Genomic DNA, 21,012 nt, shown 5'->3' on the forward strand with positions numbered 1-21,012 from the left:
CTACATCCGATAGCACTTTTTAATAAGATGAGAGTCAACTCAAGCTATCGACATTTTTATTATCTCATTATTAACTATTAGGTTACTCACTTTATGAAACCAGGCCGTACAGGAATAAGTCGTTTATTTTACGCTACAGGTTATTCAATGAAAGGCCTTCAGGCTGCATGGAAAAATGAAGCCGCCTTTAGGCAAGAAATCGTCGCTTCTATCATTCTAATTGCGATCACTTTTTTCTTGCCGGTCAATGAATTAGAACAGTTAATGATGATCGGTAGCTTAGTGCTGATTGTCATCGTTGAGCTTATGAATTCAGCCGTGGAAGCTGTAGTTGATCGCGTAGGTAGTGAGTGGCATGAGCTCAGTGGCCGTGCGAAGGATATAGGATCAGCTGCGGTTTTGATTGCACTACTTTTTGCTGCATTTACATGGATTTTTATTTTGGTACGCTAAATGAAATGATCGTTTGAAAATTATTCGTTTTCTTACGTCGGTATTAGTTTTCTCCTAGCGCTATGTTTTGCCACCGCCGTTAACTTGCTTGTTTATTCTGTAGTCGCAGAGTAAATGCTGTTCAAAAAAAGCGCCCCAACCGGAGCGCTTCAACTTCAATATTCGATTATTCCCAATCAAGGATAACTTTGCCAGAAAGCCCGCTGCGCATAGCATCGAAGCCCGTTTGGAAGTCATCAATTTTGTAATGGTGAGTGATGATAGGCGTTAGATCGAGACCAGATTGGATCAGGCTCGCCATCTTATACCAAGTTTCGAACATATTGCGCACAATACGATTTTATTAATTAGAATCAAATGGTTAAATATGAAAAAGCTATCATTGGGGCTAAAATGGGGCTAATTGCTATCAGCTAGACTCCTAGAAGAAATCATACTGCGCAGCGAGTGAATTCATTTTAGGATGCACCTGCACTCCATGTTGAGAAGTTGACCGCTTTCGAGCTCGCACTTTCAGCGACTGCCTTAAGTTTTCAGTAGTGATAGGGTTACGCTTACCATATTGCGATTGATTGAACTTGTGGATCTTCACCATCACCGACTTCATTGCTTCACCATCTTTCAGGCGATAGGCCGTGTAGTAGGCGTTCATCAAGCTTTGGCGGCGCTTAACGATAAAGGTTTCATAGTTCTTAATCGCATTGTTCTCATCATACTGAAGGTTCGCACGGCCAATCGCAAAACCAGACGCTTGGCCAAGCAGCTCAAAGGCCGTTAGATCACTCACAATCTCGTCGCCGTTCTTCGTCGTCACGCCACCTTCATTGATGTATCGAGCGGTTTTAAGCACGTCTTTAATCGCTTTCGGCGGGATACGCTCGATACCGCGAGCAAATTGGTCGTTAGAAATATCGGCCAAGCCTTGCGCCCATGAAACACCAATACCCCCTAATACCGGTCCTAACGCTTGCTTCATGTATTCCACATACGCGGTGGAGGCATCCACATCACGGTTAATGCTGCGCACCCACAAATCATTGAGTGAGATACGGCCAGAAATACTTGGTAAAGCGCCATGCCAGATTAAAGCTGCGTTCTCTTTACCAAACGCTTCGGCCAGCATACGTTTTAATTCAGTTTCCGCATCAAACGGCTCGTCGTCATCCCCCACAATCTCTTGCGCCGCTTCAATCGCCGTGGTGATCGCCCACAATGGCAACGCACACGTACCACCAATAAAGAAGGTCGAGGCCAACGTTCCTAAAAGCTGTTTACGTGCCATCGATTTGACTTCGGGCGTCTCCCCTTTTAGCGCTTTGGCTAGGTTCGCCCACAAGTAATAAGTCATGTTCTGGCTGTACTGCTTAAACTGTAGGGCGACTGCCGCCATATCGCTTTGCATAAAGCGCGCACGGTTAATCGATGAGTAGTCAAAATGGCTATCCCACGTATCTTTAATCGCATCCGCGATCGCCTTTTCATGGTCGCCATGTTTCTTCATAGCAAGACGGTAGGCCGCAATATAGGTCACTTCGCGGTTAAACACTTCGGCATGGTGGAAAGCCCAACCAATGATGTTCATCGCTTTGTTCCAAGTCCCTGAATACTTCGCGTTGGGGTTCTCTGCCAAACCAGCTAAGTCTGCCGCTTGCGTAACATCAATCACGCCCTGCGCAACCGCACGGCGCATCGCCTCTTTCTCGCCACCAGTGAGCACGCTTCCCAATATCCCCTGACCTTTCGGGCGGTTTCGGGTAAATGCTGCTTTCAGGTATTGCGCCGTCGCTTGGCTCATCATTTTGGAAGACTCCGCCATACCGTAGCGGGAACCCAAAATAGGCAGGGCGACTTGAAGGTTTTGGGTTAAGTTCACCAGTGCTGCGGCAGGCGTTAAACCCAGCATCCACACAAAGCCCAAACTGGTCAGTTTTTGCGCCCAACCAGCGCGGGAAGGATTGCGCACCCATTCATGGCGCTTGTTCAGCTCTTCCACCACACGGTCGGCTTCCACATTGTTCGGCAGCTCATGCACGTACTTCTGAATGCTATCGAGGTGGTTATCCAGAATATCCATATGGTCGAGGCGAGCCTGCTGACGCGATTGTCTAAAGCCTTGGTCAGCCAGTGCTCGCACCGCATCTTGGCTAAAACCGGCAACGCCTTTGCGGTGAATGAAGTTACGGCGCATAGAGCGAGCGGGCAAGGTGCGCAAATACATCTGGTAAATCTCATCACTCAGCGACTCTTTCGCCGGTGTGTGCATGTTCGCTTGCTCTACCAACTGCAACACATCGGCCACAAACGGCAGCGACGCCTTCTGCACCGCATTAAATTTCGCTTTCATACCAGAGTTGAGAGAAAAGCCAGCCTTACGCAGTTTCTCGGCGGCCAGTTCCATTTCGCCTTTGGTTTCAAACATCATAAATTGGCGTTCGCCGTTCTCATCGGCAAAGTCAATCCAATAATCACCGTGGCGTGACAATGGGAAGTACAACCCTTTGGCGGCGCGCTCGTGACGCTGGCGCAACTCGGCCAGCATCGCTTTGCGGATCTTGGAATCAAACACCGCTCGTACAATGTTCTCTTCCAGCGCTTTATTCATCCGCTCAGATTGAGCACGATAGTGATCGCGCATTTGTCGATAACGGCGCTTCTGCTCAGCGTTGAGGAGGGCAAATTTGGGGCGTAACTCCACATGGCGCTTGCGACGATTTGGCTCTTGTTTCAAAAGCTCTCGCTCTTCTTGAAGGGTTTTCCAAGCCTTAGAGCCACGTTCACTGTTTAAGCCGCCCTCTTCTTTCAAAATCCGCTCTTGCTTAGCAATACTCTCTTTCAGATCTTCCTCGCGGGATTGGAACGCCTCTGACGGGTCCACATCCGCCAAGGTCGCCTCATGCGCAAAAGCAAAGAGTTCATCCGCCTCTTTCGGGTTCGCCTTAGCCCAATCACTGAGATCATCAGCAATCTTGGCCGCCTCTTCGGCCAACATGTTCTGTGTCACCACCATAGAGTTAATTTCATCTTGGTAGGCGTCAATCATCTTGCCCAAGGGCTTGTTGATCACGGCGGAAACTTCCCCCATCTGGCGCAGCGTCAACATCGCGTATTTGTTGCGGGCAAGCGCATCGAGCGATTGCCCAATCACTGGCGCACCATACAGCGCCTGTTTGATTTTACTCACCAAAGCGTTTTGCTTTTGTGCCAGCGCCTCATCGGCGCTCATCTGGTTTGACCTAGATGCCGTATCCGCTGGCACGCCCTGCGATCTTGAGCGAGAGAAAAACAGCGTATTATTCTCAGGTCTTGTCACCTTATCTTTTGGCGGCGGCGCTTTTAGCTGCTCCTTAGCTTTGAATACCAGGGTGAGTAATTCATTATTGTTAAACTCAGGAGAGTAAATAAAACCAAATAGCGAGCGCAGCATAGCACGCACTTTCGCTAATAAACGTTGAATTGGGGTCGCAAACTTTTGCTGCTCAGCAAGATGCGCCACCAGCTCTTGTACCAGAATTTCCTCGGCATCTGCCTTAGTGAGCGTCTGCGCGGAATTTAAGTAAGGTGCTAAATCCACACCATTTTGCTCTGCAAGCCGTTGAATCCCTTTGATGCCGCCTAACCTTAAGGCTAGGGTATTCATATCCGGTTGCGCCTTACCTTCTTTGAGCAATCGCGCCAAACCAACGTGACCGGCCACTTCGTGGAAAATCGTTTCTTCTACCTCTGAGGCATAATTATGTTTTTCAGCGACCAACCAGACTTTGTGCTCTTTGGTGTCATAAAGCCCGAACACTTCGCCTTGGGCATCACTCTTGGCTATGGCTGTTTTTACATAATCAGGAAGATCCGCCTCCGTATCCACCGTCTCAAAGCGGAACGTGAAGTCTTTGAGGCCGAGCTTGCCGAGCGCCGTGCGAGTCACCGCATCAATGGTGCTCCGTTTCACAGTGATACCACCGGCTATCTTTCCGGTTTTCACCCCGGTACGCCCTGCATTCGTACTGGTACGACTAAACAAGACGACGCCATCACTCGCCGCTGAATCCCTCGACGGCTCATCCACTGGCGAGCCTATCTCGCGTTTGGCCTCTTCAATTTGGCGCGCTTCATGGCGCGCTTTAGCCTCAGCTAAAAACGCATACTCCGCTTTGGGCGTTTGAGTCGGTTGCGGTATGACCTCAGACAGTACCGGCGCTTCCCCCACTTTTGAGTTGTGTGAAAGAAGAAGATGCACATAATCCCCGTTAGCATCGAGCGCTGGCATCACTGAATCGTATTGCCAGCCGGGATAAGGAATGCGCACACCCACTGTCTGGTAACGCTGGCCGTTATGCTCAACCGTTTCAGGGCGGATAGAGTTCGGATCAAAGGTGGAGCGCTTCACTTTGCGCAGCTTTTCACGGTCAACAAACTTGTTAGGCGTTTCACTGCGGCGTAGCTCTTCTTTGATATCGGCCATCGAGGCCTCTACCGACAACCATAGGTTGCGGCTTTTCGCCTCATCCAGCTCTTGTTTGAGCGCGGTGATATCTATCTTGGCAATCTGGCGCGAATCCTTGAGCGTACTTTGCAAGCTTTGCAGCTTTCTCTCGAAGCGCTCTTGCTCGCCATTTAACGCCGTGACAATCGCATTGAGGTGCAGCGCATTCATCAGCTTAGGCGATTGCACAATCGAACTGCTTTGCATCCCTCGCGCCATATAGTCGATGGTCTTACCTTTGCCATCCACCAAGCGCACATCAATCAATGGCGTTTTAGTTCCCTCATGGGTGAAATAATCCACGTCCATCACCAAGCCCAATTGCTTACCCAGCTTGATTTCCCCTTGCCAACGCCGAGATTGCTCGACCGCCGCAATCGCTGGCTGAATGATGGACTTATTCAGCTCGATGGAATACTCATCATCCAGTTCATGGATCATTGGGCGCTTAGGCTTTTGCGGTTTCTTCAAGCCACGCTCTTTGCGGGTTTTCGCATCCAGCTCAGAGTAAATCGCCATCGCCGCATCGTATTCATTATCCGCTGCTAAATAATCAGCTTGCGCATTGCGGTACAGCGTGGTGAACGCTTCGGCATCAAACTCAGTGATATCGGCCTGACGCAGCGTTTCAAGGCGTAATTCAATGGCGGCTTTCTCATCGTCAAAACGCTCTACAAAACGCTTGGCCGCGCCAATCGAGCTGGCTTGCGCCGTGTAAGAGCTGTCTAAATCCAGCAGCTTAGCGTCCGATTCCAGTTTCAAACGGTAAATAGGGTTGCCGGTTGACGCGGCTTTAAACTCCGCGTAGCTATCCGCATCCGAATTGCTGTTTTCAACAAACTGATCTAACTCGCCGTTACGGAACAGCTCAATCGCGCCGGCTTTACGCTCTAGGATTTGCCACATCACAGGGTCACTCGAACCTTGAGTGGTATAAGCGATCAGCTCAACCTCAAAGTCTTCCGGTTTACCCGCGTTCGCGGCACGTTGGTAAAACTCATTGCCCTGACGCACAATTCGCCCTTCGCGCTGCTCCATATCAGACGGACGCCAAGGCGCATCCATATGATGCAAGGCCACCAAACGATTTTGCACGTTGGTGCCCGCGCCCATCTTCATCGATGAGCCAATCAATACCCGTACCTCACCACGGCGAACGCGATCAAACAGCGCCTCTTTTTTCAACGTTGTGTTGTAGTCGTGGATAAACGAAATCTCATCGTCGGGAATGCCCTTTTCCATCAGCGAGGCTTTCAGGTCATCGTACACACTAAAGCCGGTATCCGCCGTCATGGTAGAGGCGGTCAGTTCGCGGATCTGCTCTTCCAGCTTCTCGTACTGGTCAGCATCAATCTCGCCGGTTTCCGCTTGAGCGTTCACCTTATCAACCAACTCTTTCAGCGTTTGCGAGTAAGGCATTTCCCCCTCGTAGATGTCCAAACGACTGGAAATAAACGCTGCCGCTTTGCCCTTACCTAAGACCGTTTCCGCCAAGCTTTTAAGGTCTGATTTCACCGTTGCAATCGCGTACTTCGCGGGCGTCCCCATATCGGAGAACACCAGTTGTGTACCTTTATCGTCCTGCCACTGGTCGTAAATCGATTTGATCCGCTCGGCGGCGCGAGCCACTTTCCCTGTTGGGTCACGCTGTGCGGTCGGGTCCACCAAGCGCACATCGAGCGAGGCTTTTTTCGCATCGGTCAGTACCCACAGTGGGTTATCAATCTTAGCGTAAGCGATCCGCTCCTCTTTGGTTTTGAGCTGGTTAAACGCCTCCATACGGGCAATCAGATAGTCGTTGTACTCGCGCTGCGCTTCGGTCGCCGGTGCGATGTTAAGCTGACGTTTACCGCCTTTGATATTAGGTATAGGGAATCGGGTCGCTTTATTCTCGCCCGTCGCCTTGTTCTTGGCCTCCACATCCTGACGGAAGATGTTCACCATATCTTTTTGGGTGATCACATCGGCAAACTGACGATACAGGGTCGAAAGTTGCTGCATGTTATTGAGTCCCTTCAACACACTGCGCTCTTTCACCGTGCCGGTTGGCGCGTATTCCAAGGTGATTTCGGTATTGAAGAACGAGCCGGCAAACGCATCATAGAAAGACATTTTCAGATCTTTCAACGTGTCGTGGCCAAGGTAATACATCATGGTGTACACCTCGACCAAGCTGTTAGAAATCGGCGTACCGGTCATAAAGGTCACGCCACCGTTCTCTAAGCCCTGAATGTTGCGGGTTTTGATGAGCAAATCGAGCGCCTTTTCGGAGCCTTTCGGATCGTTCATCCCCACCACACGGTCAGTGCGTGTCGCGTAAGTCAGGTTTTTAAACTCGTGCGCCTCATCGATCACCAAGTAATCCACGCCCAAATCCCCAAAGGTAAACCCGATTTGGTCAGCGTTCTTACTCAGTGCTTCCTCTTTCTCTTTGATTTTGTCTTGTAGGCGGGAAATCGAGTCCTCAATCTGTTTGACCGTCGCCCCACGCTGCCCTGACTGCTTAGCTTCGGCTTTCGCCTCTTCCAGTGCGCTGCGCAGCTCGTCAATTTTCTCGTTAATCACCGTGCGGAAATGCTCAATATCATTGGGCATGGCGCGCAAATGGCTATGCCCCATCAACACCACATCGTAATCGCCGGTCGCAATGCGTGAGAAAAACTGCTTACGCTTCTTAGCCGTAAAGGCTTTATCATCCGCGACCAGCACCTTAGCCGACGGGTAGAGCGTCAAAATATCTTTATGGAAGGAGCCAAGAATATGGTTCGGAACCACCGCCATCGGTTTTTTGCTTAGGCCAAGACGCTTACGCTCCATCATGCCGGTAATGGCCGTAAAGGTTTTCCCCGCCCCCACGGTATGATCGAGTAACGTATTTTTACTCTGGATCATGCGAAGCGCGCCATCGAGCTGGGTTTTACGCATATCGACCGCAGGGTTCATCCCCACGGTTTGCAGGTACAAACGCCCGTTGTATTTACGGTTAACGTGGGTATTAATCCGCTCGTTAAAGTTATCGGCGATTTGCTTAGCAATCTGCGCATCACTTTTCGCCCACGTCACAAACGTCGAAGCGAGCTTATTGGCCAGCGCGTTCACTTCCTTGGTCGCTTTCTCGTTTTTGGTGCGCTCTTTGCCATTGGTGTCGTAAATCACCAGTGATTTACCATTAGCGGCAGAGTTCAATAAATCGGCCAGTGTGGCGCGGTCATGCTTAAACTGTGAGCCTAATGCACTGAGTGAGCCGCCCGACTCGCCCATCACTGAAATAGCACCGATATGACGGTTAACCGTCACCTTAGCCTTATAACCTAGCGCTTCGGCAAAGCGTTCAAACACATCAGAGTCAATCCACGTTGCACGGATAGAGGGCTTCACTTGCGCTGGCGTTTTGTCTTCAGGAAGCACGGCTTCCAAAAGCTTCACGTTGGTGTCTAGTCCTGCGCTCTTCGCCGCTTGGTACTTCGCCTTCACATTGCCCGATAAGTAGTCGTCGATGAACTCATACTTTTGCGTTTCAGGGTTCATCAACAAATACGGCTTTTCACCTTCGGTCAGCTTCGCCAGCACCTCATCATGGCCAAGACCGAGCAAACCGCTCACGTACTCGATATCGACCTTACCGCGTTCACGCATCGAGTAGTTGACCGCATCCGCCACGTTGCTGGCTGATTCAGGGCGCTTGTAAGGGAAGAGCAAACGTTTAGAGAAGAGATCACTCTTAGTAACTTCGCCGCTGTCACTGACGCTATCTAAGCCCGCTTCAATCCCTGTATCGCCATCAAGAAGGTTCAAGCTCTCGGTCAGCGTCGCGGGCTTACTGTTTTTGCCTTTGGTCGCAAACGCCTGAGCAAATTCATCGTATTGCACGTTCAGGCGCTGACGCAGACGCTCGATATCCCCCGCACCGGTTTTCTCGGCGCGCAGCAGTGCCAGTGCGCTATTGCGAATGGTCAGCATCGCTTTCAGTTTGCGAAACTTATTAGGACCAAGGCGCGTGTTATCAATAGCGTCATCAAGCGCGTTCAAAGCTTGATTTTTGGATTGCTGTCCGGTGAGGTAAGCCAGCACCGCCTTGACTGCGCTCTCTTTGAGTTTTGAGCCGGTAAAATCACTTTTGATTTTGCCTTTATTCAGAAACTCATTATCCACAAACTGTTGTAGGCGCGCTTTATCGCCCTGCTCGACAAAATGGCGCGCTCGACTCATCAACCAGCCATCATCACTCCAAATCGAATCTGGCGTCACTTCATACACCTGAGCACCATTCGTCGGGTGATCGTCGCCACGGCGCATCACCTTGCCGTCGGCGTTCACCATCATGCCGCCAATCGCAAGGTCGGATTCCGCCAACATCACCTCACCGGCAATCGCATCTTTGGTTTCAGGAGTTAACGCTAAATCTTGTCCTTGTGCGAGTGAGGCCAACGCTTTGCTGATTGACTGCTCAAGGTTCGCGTGTTGCAAAACAGGGTTAACCGTCGATTCGCTTTCATCCCCACGGTACATCTTGCCTTGCGCGACTTCGCCCAGGATGTATTGCGGGTTTTGCGCAAACCACTGGTTAACACGAAAACCGTTCACCTCGCCGTCTACGTCTGTCCAAACGGTATTCTTGGCGGTTTCCCCCTGCTTAAGCTTGCGAAACACCACGATATCCGTGGTCACTTCCGTACCGGCATTGCTCTTAAACGCCGTATTCGGCAGGCGCACCGCGCCGACAAAATCCAGCTCTTGGCTCAGTTGTTTGTGGTTTTTGTTCAGCGTATCGAGGAAGCGGTTTGTCACCACCATCATCAGCAAGCCGTTTTCATGCAAAAGCTTGCTTGATTTAGCGATGAAATAGTTATGGATCGCCATCCCTGAAATATCAGGGTTCTTGTTGTCACGGATAGACTGACTGCCAAAAGGCGGGTTGCCAATCGCCAAAGAAAAAACGCCGTGTTTAAACGGCGTTTCTTGGAATCCTTTAACCTGAACATCGGCTTCGGGGTAGATAAGCTTGGCAATATTGCCGGTCACAGGATCGAGTTCGGAGGCAAACCAGCGCGATTGATCGCGCATGTCGGACGGTTGCCAACCAATAAAGTTACCTGAACCCAGCGATGGCTCGACCACATTCATTGGGCTGTTGCCCAAGCCCAACGCTTTCACTCCACTCCATATACCTTTCACCACGGCCTCTGAGGTGTAGAAGGCGTTACGGGTACTCATCCGAACGTTATTGTATTCCTCTTCGGTCAGCAGCGTTTTTAGCTCTTGGTGCGCGGCTTGCTGTGATTTGGAGGTGTTCGTGTTATCAAACACAGAGGCGAGGCCGCCCCATCCCACATACTGTGCCAGTACCTTTTTCTGCTCAAGCGTCGCGGGTATCCCTGATTGGGTAAGATCCTTCATTAAGCGAATCGCCGCGATATTCGCGGCGATCCTTTGTGTAGCAGTTCCATTGGCGAAGTTATCCATCTCATCGAGCGCTAGGCGCTCAATAGCGTCTCTCGATACGCTTCGCTCTGTGCTGTCAGGTAATGTACGCCTAGACTCATTAGCTCGTCTTCCCGCTCTCGCGTCTTCTTCGCTAACGCTTGAGCGATTGGCGTCAGTTCCTCGTTGGTCATTTTCTTGTACTTCTGATTGCGGCGAAGATCTTTCATCAGGTCTTGCTGTATTTGAGGTTTCGTTGCCATGGTCGATATCTCCTTTTGACTGTAGTGGTACTTCTTGATCAGAATGAATTGAAGGTTCAGATGGATATCTCTCTTTTTGCTCACGCTCGAAACCCGCAAGAGACTTATCTCCTAGCGCTTCTTGCAGCGCCTTTGCGGTAAAACCTTTGTCTCGATAAGCTTCGCGCACGCCTTTAAGCTTAGGTTTGGCTCCGCCATTTCTATCAATCACCTCGCGGATCACCTCTTTTGCTTGCCGAATGATGTCGGGATCATCCAACTTTTCCGCCGGTTGCGAGATTTGGTCACGGCGCTCATTGAGCGGCTTGCGCCAAAGAACATAACCGCCTCTCGGATCTTGAGTCGTGACATAATCACTTGGATTTTTGCGTGCGGCAGCCGTGTTTTTAGGATCAAAAATCCCATCACCTTTCCCTACAACAAACTCATACCCGTCATCCGCGAGTTTTGATAGGTAATCAGAGTCTTGAGCTTGTCCTAAGTGCTCGACTCCAGCAACGATTTCTGTTGCAGAAGTAGGCACAAATCCATATTTATTGGTCGGCGCTTTTGCTTCTGCTTGACCAACGGCGCTGTCGTCCAAGTTTTGCGCAGGTTGAGTACCGGATTCACGCTTAAGCGCGGCGGCGTTCATCATCGCGGCAGTTTTACCCACAAACTTATTCGCCAAATTGCGCACGCTGTGTACCATCAGTTTTTTAATAACGGGTAATGATCTGGTCTGCCCGTCAAGTTCCAATACCGACCCTTTTGGCGAGGCATCGACTAACGCATTAATTCGTTTGATCGTCTGAGTGATTTCGTTCTCAGCAAAGGTACGCGCCTCAGTATCGCTGACAAACTTTTTAAACAGCGCTTCGGCATTCTTACGACGCGCAATATTCTCAGGCAAATTCGCCTCATACTCAGCGCGGCGGCGGGCGGCTTCTTCATACGCGGCCAAGCGCTTTTCATGATTTTGAAACTCCGCCAAAACGGCATCAGTATCAAAGCCTTTAGCACGACTTAAGCGCTTGCGTAAACGCTTCGACATTCTTGACGTTTTTCCCGCAATCCCCGCAAAATCACGGATAGGCTTCTTGCCTTGTTCACGCATTTTCATCGAGTTCGGGCGTTCCATAAAGCTCGATACCGGCTGACCTAAACGCTCACGGCGCGCATCGAGTTCGGCTTGGCGCTCAGAAGCTTGTGCCTGTCCTTTCTGGTTGGCCAAGTCAAGCATAAAAGCGCGTGTCGTGCGCTCACCCGATTCAGGATGCACACCAAACCATGCCGGATTCTCATCCGGTGAAGCAGGGCGGCTGTCTCTTTCGCGCTGTGCGGCGGCCAATTGCGCGGCGTTCTTACTCTCCTGCGCCTTAGCTTCAACCGCCGCTTGCGCCGTATCACGGTCAAAACGGGCAGACTTAAACGGCGCTAAACCATTATCCTGATCGCCAGTTACTTTCGCTTTCTCAGGCTGTGGGTAGCGGCGGGCGTATTCCAGTTCCACCATACGCTCTAGAAGCTCAGGCTTATTGCGGTCTTCCTTGAGTAACTGAGGCTCCATTTCTGCGCGAATCGCTGCTTTGCGTGAGCTTACCGTATCATCGAGCTGGTACTCATTCTGCTTGCGCTCGATACGCTGGTGCGGCTTTTCACGCTTGGCCATGTCCAAACGGTTTTGGTTTTGGCGGTGTTCAATTTGGGTTAACGTCGGGTCGATATCGAGATCACGCCCTTTTTGCGCAAGAGACTCGTACTCTCGCTCTAGCTGTGCGGTCAACTCTGGATTTTGGTCAGCCTCTTCGCTTTTCAGAAATTGCTCAATCTCCGCTGCCCGCGTTGGGTCCACGGCGCGAGCCATATCAATCGTTTCTTGGTAAACGTTGCGTTCAGGTAGCACACCACGCTCAGTGAGCGCTTGGCGACTTTGCGCAAAGCTGGAACGGATCGTCGCATCTTTGCCATTGTCCGCTTGTCTTTGCTGCACACCTTGCAGCAAATCATCGTATTGCCCTTGTGGGTTCAATGCTGGCTCATCAGCATTCATTGCGGCCGCTTGCGCTGGTGCCTCCCCATTATGAGGGGGAGGGGGAGGGGGAGTCGGCACTGCCTGAGCGTCGCCTGCGGCTTGTTCTGCGATCTCTTGCTCTTGAGTATCACTGACGTTCTGCGGGTTCGTTTGTAGCGACACATTCTCTGCGGCCTGTCCTTTGGCTCGATAACCACCGACCGTGCCAAGCGGTGCGCCTAACGCAGCGCCGATTACCGCGCCTTCCAAGCCATCCACCAACGCACCGGTAGTAGGGTCAATCTCTTGTCCCGTCACCTCATTGGTCACTTGGTTTCGGGCATAAGTTTGACCATAGCCTTCAATAAACTCCGTGCCGCCTTCGGTGATCGTCCCTTTCGCCGCACTGGCAACCACGCCCTTTTTACCCATCTTGCCAAGCAATGCGCCAAACAAATACTTATCACCCATCGCACCGGCGACAGAAGCAGCCACGGCGTTAGGGTCGGTAGACATTTGCAAGCTGGCGTAACTAGCGGTCTCTTCTTTAGCGAGTTCAAATAACTCTGTTGCACTCATGCCTTGATATTGCGGATCATCGGACAGACGCAGCAAGGATTGCTGGAAATACTCCGAGTTATCCGCCAGCCAAGAGGTATCCATCTGCATTACCGCGTCACGCGTATCCATACTTGCGCCACCGAGCGACGTCCCCACCCCCGTTGCGCCCGCGCCGATTGCCGCCATTCTATAGATCGCTTTGTCAGCCACGGCTTGCGCGGCCTGTTCGGTCATGCCCTTTTTCAGCATTGACTTAGTAATGGTTGAGCGCAGTGCCACTTTTGCACCCGCACCGGCAAAACCACCACCAGCAAAGTTAGCCGCCAGCGAACCTAGCCCGTCAGCGATTTTCATTGCCCACACATCGATATCCGTTGCACCTTCAGCAAAGGTTGGATTGCCGTTTTCGTTCTCTTTAAAGAGACGTGAGTCCAGTGCGTCACGGCCATCTTGAGTCATGCTATCTTGCAGATAATCTGAGCTAGACGACATCAAATCTCGAAAGCTCTCACCTACACCAAGGAAGTTTTCCGAGAGTTCACCAAGGCCAGCCAGTGAATGCAGAGTGCCACTGCCGACGGCTTTGGCTGTATCACCTAACGTCACATCATAGTTTCGCTGTGGCATTTTAGGGGCTTCAAACTGAAAACCTTTCGGTAAAAAGGCAGACTGACTCATATCCGTAGAGGCATTAATAGTCGATTTTGGTGATAGTTCTTCGCCCAATAACTTCTTGTCTTGCATGTGCGGCTCCAAATTTCAGGCATAAAAAAACCGCCACCCCGAAGGGCAGCGGCTTAATGAATAGACTGGCGTTAGTGTGGGAAACGCTACCACATTTTTGGATATCTGGCAACTAAGCGTACAGAAAGGAAGCAGCCTTATTAATATAACATTTTGATCAATGTAAAGTTTGTCTCTTCAGCAAGTTGATAACTCTGTACATTGAGAAGTTTGAATCTATCCATTACTAGATAACCCACATGTTCAATACGATGGAGTCCAATTTTTTATCGACACTGTTCATATCTACGCTTAACTGGACTAATCGCACCATAAATATCTTTGTGTTGAATTTCTTCACCTGTGATTTCTCAAGCCATGGCAAGCCCACTAAAGCCGTATCGCTAGGTAGATAGCTGAAGTGACCTAAGAGTTTTATACTAAAGTTAGGCATTTATTCTTAGTGAATTAACTACTACTCAACACAACCACCCTTATATTGAGAAACATCCTTTCACACAAGGAATTAAACATATATGTGAAGAGTAAAGAATATTTAATGAAGAATGAAATTTCGGCATTCTGCAAGAAAGGTGCATATTATGTTTGTGGCGACAGTCAATGGGCTTAGTACACCACTGCAAAAAACTGAGAATTTTCATTGTTACAATGTGCCGCTCTAGATTAAAAAAAACGGTAAAAGGCCTATACCCTTCCTACTTGAAGCAGTAGAGGTCTTGGCTACGTTCGTTCACCCCAATCACATAGTTTATCTATGCTCATGGGAATGAACTCACTTGCCGCCAACCTGCAACTCCAAGTAGTTTGGGTATATGAGTCATGTTCGCAGAGAGATTATGATCGATATTGATAATAGTTATATGCTAAAAAGATCTTCTTACATTATCTATTCCAAATTTCGGGAATAAAAAACCGCTACCCAAGAAGGATAACGGTCTAATTGAAAACTGATGTTAACACGTTGTGTGCAACAACCATCAAATACTATTTTTCACTTAGAGATATATGCTAATAATAATATTAAAATAATGATGCATGCTTAAACAATAGTTTTAAAATCATATGTAAGGAATAACATCCAACTTAAGATCGATTAATAACCTCCCTTAAATTTAGAAAAAACAAGAATTAAGAAAAAATTAACAATCTAACTCAGTTATTGATATAAGACTATTTATCCAAACGGATTAACACTCCCTCTTGTTCTAATTTTTTCAATTCGAGAAGATCACTCATTAGGCGCTTTTGGCACTTATTAATTAAAACGACACGGCCATATGAACTAACAAGATCTATTGTTTTTTCGACTTTATTTCCCCGCTCCAAGTTACATGTTGTAAAAGCATAACTTTCTATCTTTCTGCAAGAACTTTCTATGTCGTTACTAATTAGAATTCCTTCGACAGGACTAGATAAGAAAAACTCGACTGCATATTGTTCTAATCTTGGACTAGGAAGAAACCTTAAGTTTTCAGGATGTAATCTCGAATCGATAGAAAGACCAATCAAAGATTGAGAATTACATTTTTCTACTAATAGTGGACCAAGTCCACCATGCATTCTAGCACCTGTCTCGACTAGAACTGGTCCATCATTCGTTAAAATAACTTCAGAATGACTAGCTCCATGCCTGATTCCTAAAGATGTCAGTACCCGACAAACATATTCTATTATAGATGGGTATAGCTCGGGATCAACAGTCTCCATACTTCTATATATAGGTCTGTTATCGAGAGTATATTTCGAATACTTAAACATATTGACTACATAATGATCTCCATTAGAAGAAACAGCATCTACGACGAATTCATCACCTTCGATAAGACATTGAACAAGTACCTCGTCGTTTTTAAGTCCCGAATAATCAATTCTTCCGATTAAATTGTTAAAGGACTCTGTGATATCTTGAGTATCATTACAAAAAGTCACACTATCGGTACCAAAAGACAACATTGGCTTAACAACAAATCTATCACAATTTTGTTTTTTAGACCATTCGAGTATTTCATCTAGAGATGAAGATTTTATTTGATTGATGCATGGTAAACCGTCATTTCTGAGCTGTTCCTGCATCAGGAACTTATTACGTCTTTGTTGGGATTTTGTTATATCGTTAGGCATGATATCCCAATGTACGGATAATTTATCAAATAAAAAAACCCCTGGTTCTGAACCACATAGTAAAAAATCAGGTCTGCCACCAATATAATCTTCAATATCTATAATTAGTTTTCCTATGTCACCATCAAATAGAAAGCAATTCGAAAAACTGTCGGGTCTAAATGTGGACTTCACTGAATCTGGTAAGTTTGTTACTGTATTAACTGCTATAGTTTCATAGTCATATTTATCCTTTATTATATCTGAAAAAATAGAAGAGCTGGATATAGGGTCTACTATTATCACGTACTTATTACTTTTCATCACTTACACATTCCTAAAATGATTCAATTTCTAAACTTTTGCTTTGACAATATGATACACAGGAGAGAACCAATCCATTGGCAATTTCATCCTCTGAAAGACAAAAATCTGGATCACGCCGAACACATCCTGCTTTCACTCTAACAACACAGCTTCCACAAATTCCAGATCGGCATTTGCTTTTTACTTTTAAATTGTTACTCTCTAGTAGATCTAATAAATTTTCGTCTTCTTTTGCTCTAATATCAACACCATTATAAGTCACTGTAACAGGCGGCGATTCCGCTTCATTCATGGCTAATTTTTCACTACCTCCAAAAGATTCCACATAAATCGATGCAGAGGGAAAGTTTTTCTTGCACTGTTCTACAAGACAATGTGCGAATTTTGCACTTCCACATATCAAAATAAGGTCGGGCTTATATTCATAACTTATATCATTAATAGAAATCCTGCTGTTATAAGCATTCTCATAATTTGAATGGTTAACATCCGTAAGGTACAATTTAAAATCGTAAGTTTTGATATTTTCGTTAAAAAAAAGCAACTGACGAAATCTAGGTATATCAGGCATTCTCTTTTCGCTATGACAATGTAATATTCTTATATCATTTTTATACCAAGACATTTCATTAATAAGAGCGTATGGAAGAGTAATACCAATTCCACCTGAAATCATTAATACATTTTTTTTTCCATCAAAAATTGAAAAATCTGATAATCCAAAGAATCCGTCTGACTCCAAAATATCCCCAATTTTGAGATTTTGATACAATGTATCTGATACACCAGACTTTCCTGTTCTTTTTACAATAATTGAGAATGTATTCTGGTTATGCGTTTCAATAACTGTATAACTTCTCACTACATAATTCCCATATGTGTCGTGATACTTTAAGCTTATATGACTCCCTGGAAATATGTTCATATTATGGTAGCTATCAACGACTGAGAATGTGTAGCAGCTTTTGTCAACGGTTTCATGACAAATATTGACACATTGAATTTTCATTAGCTATGCTCTGTAGTCTTAGATAATCCAATTCGTGAAATTACAGATTCAACAGAACCTGAAAAAACTTCAATTTCATTATGCTCGTTTGTATCATTAATCATATCTTTGTAGCCATCGAAATTTAATGCAGATAATACAGTTTCCCATGCGCCAAGTTCATTATTCGCGAACATCTTCACTGTCTTTCTCATAGTGGTAGCTAAGAAATTCTTTTCCTTATTGCTGAGACCATTTACTATATCTGTAGCAACTAGACTGAAGACGCTAGAATGGCTCCACTCATCCATTGCATGAGCTTTTGTAACTTCGTGGCACACACTTTGAATGGTTACATCTTCTGCCATCGTTTTTAGATAATCGGTAATTAATGTTTCACTTGCACATGCAATTGAAAACCTTGTCAACCTTCTTTCCCATTCGGAATTACATTCCGAGAGCAATTTCTTTCTCCATTTTATCAAATTAAAACCTTGATAATGGAATGGGACTAACCCACGTCTGTCATAAATATAATTTGATGCCAGCAAAGACATTCGCGTATGAAGGGCTTCATCTAATAATGCTTCAGACATTACATCTTGTATGGTTCCTTTCATATTAGAATTACTAGGAGGAGATTTTATCAAATCTTCACATGCAGGGGTGACAATGTCACATTCAATATATATAGTTTTAAGATTATATAATCCCCATGCATATGACAAACACTGAGATTTAATAGAATCAGAGGCCTCTATCCAAGCATCATGTTTTGCGAATGGAAGCAGTATTTCAGAAAAATCGCTTTTATCTTTATCAAAGATTAATTCCTGATACTTTATCTGATCATTATTTACAATAGCTCGCTGTTCCCAAAGTTTGGATAGTTTTTTGAGCATGGTTCCTACGTTATTGTTTTCCATTATTTATAAAGATCCTTATAAATCATTTACTTTCGACTACACTAGTTTGCACATTCAAAATATCATTTTTCTTTTCTTCAATCATTAAAAGAAAAATTGAACCAATTAAAGCCAATATACCAGATAATATTAATGAATATTTCCAATTCCCATCGTTCAATAGGTGACCATATATAACCGCTGATACTGCGCTACCTAGATAAAAAGACAGTTGTCGTATACTTGTGGAGATTAAAGTTCTACTTGAGTCAAAACCAGTAATTGCTAATGTGTCTAATAGAGGCATTAGAGCATAATTTAGCAACAGTCTTGCAAAATACAATAATATAAAAATGCTCAATGTTATCTCTAATGACTGAGAATATAAAGTAATGAAAACAAGTGCTCCTATAGTAAGCAGGGTTTTCTTTAATTGTAACCTCTTTACAATAAGTGGTGCAAAAATTGCGCCTAATATACTTACAATTTTATCAAAACCTAATACTAATGATATGTCAGATATATCTAAGCTGTATGCTTGGCTAAAAATAATATTGGCAAATCGAAATACTAAAGTGATCGACGCCCCCAGCAGAAATGAAGAAATAAATAACGCAATAAAATTTTTCCATTCGATGTTATTTAATTTTATTTCATTTTTATTTTTTTTGGGTAAGTCATCTATACCTTTTATTGAATAAAATCGAAATATTATCATTACCAAAGACAATATAAATGATATTGTTAATATTATCTTATAATTGACATTATCATTAGCTGTTGAATATTTTATAATTCCGGCAACAATAAAAGAACCTATCATTGCAGCACCTAGATAAGATATAAAAAATGCGCTAAAGAATGTAGTTTTCATATCTTTTTTAACATGAGCACCAAATAGTGCATTCCCAGATGACAACAACGCTATCATTCCTGAAAGTATACAAGCCAAAATAATAGAACTTGACAGAACATCTGTAGTCATTGGCAATGCAACAAACGGAATTGAATATAAAAATGAGGATATAATAAGTATATTTTTTGTCGGAAATCTATTATTAAAAAATATCAATGGTATAACCGAAATAGACATGACAAACATTGCAAATGCATAGATGTTTCCTGTATCAACTTTATTAACTCCATTTTCTTCTAAATAAAAGTTGTATACCGAGTCAAACAAACCATTACTTAACCCCATCATTACCGTTGACAGTAGGAAATATTTTGTAGCCTTGTCAAAACTTAATATATCTTTAAGCATATTTTTTTTCCTCAAAGTTATGCCCTGACAGGGACTCAATCAATTTTTCAATATAGCTCCATTCGCCATAACCAGCGGCTGTATGGAAATGTCCACCATCTTTGATTAGAATTCCTTCACATCCCCAACTTCTGATAAAACTCTCCGCTCTTTCAATCGATAGATGCTCATCGTTATCGCTATAAACAACAGTGCATGCAAATGGTATTTTATTATAAGGTATAGGTCTTTGTACTTTAATTTCCTCTAATGCATGCTCTGATTCAACATCAGCTGGTGCGACAAGAATTGAGCCCATAACTTTTTTAGTATTATTTTTTTCTGCCCATTGTGTAATAGCGATAGATCCGCAACTATGGCCGATTAAAAAAACATGGCCATTAATTTGACTTACGACCTTTTCGATCCCGTTGACCCATTCTACTCTATCTGGTACATTCCAGTTTTCTTGTTTTACTCTTATAACATTTTCATATTTGCGTTCTAATATACTTTGCCAATGTCCAGGGCCAGAATTCGTGTATCCTGGTACGATAACAAAATTTACATTTTCATTCAAAAGTGACATCTAATCCAAACTCTCTCTTTATTTCATCAATTATATTGTTTTCATCTAATTCTGTTGTTTTTACCTCATCGTTTGTAACTATCGTCATTGTGTAATTTCTAATACTTTTTCTCCCTCTTGGTAGTGGAACGCTTATGACTCTATTTTTATTCAGGAGACTATCAGGTGAATTTTTTATATAGAAATATGATATTTCTATATCTTCTACCCTACTTTTAGTATCGCTAAAACTATATAAAAGCTCCCAGTCTTTGTTAGGCAACTCTCTAGAGAGTACACACCATCCAAATTCTTCATCGTAAATTACTTTAGATGAGTTAAATTCATGTTCAAAAATGTAACCATCTTCTAACTTTAATACACTTCTCGGACCTTTTGCACCGAACCCAACATCAAAAATAAATTTTTCATTATCAATATCTAAAACAAATAATTGATGTGTGCATCCAGTTAAAGATGGCTGGTGAATTCTTGCTAAACGTGGGCTATGGCTGACACCGTAATGTTTGAACACCTCCTCAAGTAACAAACAAAATTCAAAACAGAGGCCTCCCTTTTTATTTTCTACGATTCTGTCATAAACATAGTTTAGTTCAAGTTTGCTTCCTTCAACTGATCTCATTTCGAGATTTTCAAATGGCACATTATAAAAGTGCGCGCCATGTAACTGCTTAATACTCTCCAAGCTTTTATCTATATATTTGACCAAACCGATCCTTTTTAAATACTTATCAATTTTAAAGGAATTTGTCTCTAGCATACGATTAAACCTCAAAATAAATCGACATATTAAACATTTATCTTTTCACCTTAGATAAATTTGAGGCCGGAGGTTAATCTATAAATTGATCTATATCAATACTAGTAATATCAATTATATTGCAGGCGTCATAAATTTAATGTAATTGATAATTATATTTACATACATAATCACGCTAAGCATATGAA

General features: G+C 45.0%; 8 protein-coding genes and 1 pseudogene. 1 reads left to right on the plus strand and 8 read right to left on the minus strand.

All coding sequences use genetic code 11. From position 1 onward, the window contains the following. The first annotated feature begins 93 nt into the window (after positions 1-93). Positions 94-453, plus strand: coding sequence for a diacylglycerol kinase (locus tag AACQ42_RS12715; protein ID WP_013868010.1), 360 nt, complete (start codon positions 94-96; stop codon positions 451-453). A 166-nt stretch (positions 454-619) separates the two neighbouring features. Here AACQ42_RS12715 and AACQ42_RS12720 read toward each other — a convergent pair. The 8 genes and pseudogenes from AACQ42_RS12720 to AACQ42_RS12755 form a co-directional block, all read right to left on the minus strand. Then, a pseudogene (locus AACQ42_RS12720) lies at positions 620-781 on the minus strand (L-threonine 3-dehydrogenase); the annotation flags it as partial. 93 nt (positions 782-874) lie between these two features. After that, positions 875-13,912: a PLxRFG domain-containing protein gene (locus AACQ42_RS12725; protein ID WP_094166160.1), complete on the minus strand. Its 13,038-nt coding sequence runs from the start codon at positions 13,910-13,912 to the stop codon at positions 875-877. Between the two features lie 1,170 nt (positions 13,913-15,082). Next, positions 15,083-16,336, minus strand: coding sequence for an ATP-grasp domain-containing protein (locus AACQ42_RS12730; protein WP_094166162.1), 1,254 nt, complete (start codon positions 16,334-16,336; stop codon positions 15,083-15,085). Positions 16,337-16,349: 13 nt separating this feature from the next. After that, positions 16,350-17,348, minus strand: coding sequence for a 2Fe-2S iron-sulfur cluster-binding protein (locus tag AACQ42_RS12735; protein WP_094166163.1), 999 nt, complete (start codon positions 17,346-17,348; stop codon positions 16,350-16,352). Further along, the gene (locus AACQ42_RS12740) at positions 17,348-18,253 is read right to left on the minus strand and encodes a diiron oxygenase (protein WP_217898949.1); all 906 of its coding nucleotides are present in this window, start codon (positions 18,251-18,253) and stop codon (positions 17,348-17,350) included. Before AACQ42_RS12740 ends, AACQ42_RS12735 begins: the two co-directional genes overlap by 1 nt. Positions 18,254-18,275: 22 nt before the next feature. Continuing rightward, positions 18,276-19,496 carry an MFS transporter gene (locus tag AACQ42_RS12745; RefSeq protein WP_094166164.1) on the minus strand — a complete coding sequence of 407 codons (1,221 nt, stop codon included), beginning with the start codon at positions 19,494-19,496 and terminating at the stop codon, positions 18,276-18,278. Continuing rightward, complete coding sequence (locus AACQ42_RS12750) at positions 19,489-20,064, minus strand: RBBP9/YdeN family alpha/beta hydrolase (protein ID WP_094166165.1); 576 nt, start codon at positions 20,062-20,064, stop codon at positions 19,489-19,491. Before AACQ42_RS12750 ends, AACQ42_RS12745 begins: the two co-directional genes overlap by 8 nt. Continuing rightward, positions 20,048-20,824 carry an arylamine N-acetyltransferase family protein gene (locus AACQ42_RS12755; RefSeq protein WP_094166166.1) on the minus strand — a complete coding sequence of 259 codons (777 nt, stop codon included), beginning with the start codon at positions 20,822-20,824 and terminating at the stop codon, positions 20,048-20,050. The genes AACQ42_RS12750 and AACQ42_RS12755 overlap by 17 nt, the downstream gene beginning before the upstream one ends. Positions 20,825-21,012: the final 188 nt, after the last annotated feature.

The organism is Vibrio sp. V12_P9A6T4 (assembly GCF_963874835.1).
In the GTDB taxonomy this organism is placed as follows: Bacteria; Pseudomonadota; Gammaproteobacteria; order Enterobacterales; family Vibrionaceae; genus Vibrio; species Vibrio anguillarum.

Coding starts and splice junctions, on each gene's coding strand:
- AACQ42_RS12715 (WP_013868010.1), top strand. CDS start 94: ATGAAACCAGGCCGTACAGGAATAAGTCGTTTATTTTACGCTACAGGT.
- AACQ42_RS12725 (WP_094166160.1), bottom strand. CDS start 13,912: ATGCAAGACAAGAAGTTATTGGGCGAAGAACTATCACCAAAATCGACT.
- AACQ42_RS12730 (WP_094166162.1), bottom strand. CDS start 16,336: ATGAAAAGTAATAAGTACGTGATAATAGTAGACCCTATATCCAGCTCT.
- AACQ42_RS12735 (WP_094166163.1), bottom strand. CDS start 17,348: ATGAAAATTCAATGTGTCAATATTTGTCATGAAACCGTTGACAAAAGC.
- AACQ42_RS12740 (WP_217898949.1), bottom strand. CDS start 18,253: ATGGAAAACAATAACGTAGGAACCATGCTCAAAAAACTATCCAAACTT.
- AACQ42_RS12745 (WP_094166164.1), bottom strand. CDS start 19,496: ATGCTTAAAGATATATTAAGTTTTGACAAGGCTACAAAATATTTCCTA.
- AACQ42_RS12750 (WP_094166165.1), bottom strand. CDS start 20,064: ATGTCACTTTTGAATGAAAATGTAAATTTTGTTATCGTACCAGGATAC.
- AACQ42_RS12755 (WP_094166166.1), bottom strand. CDS start 20,824: ATGCTAGAGACAAATTCCTTTAAAATTGATAAGTATTTAAAAAGGATC.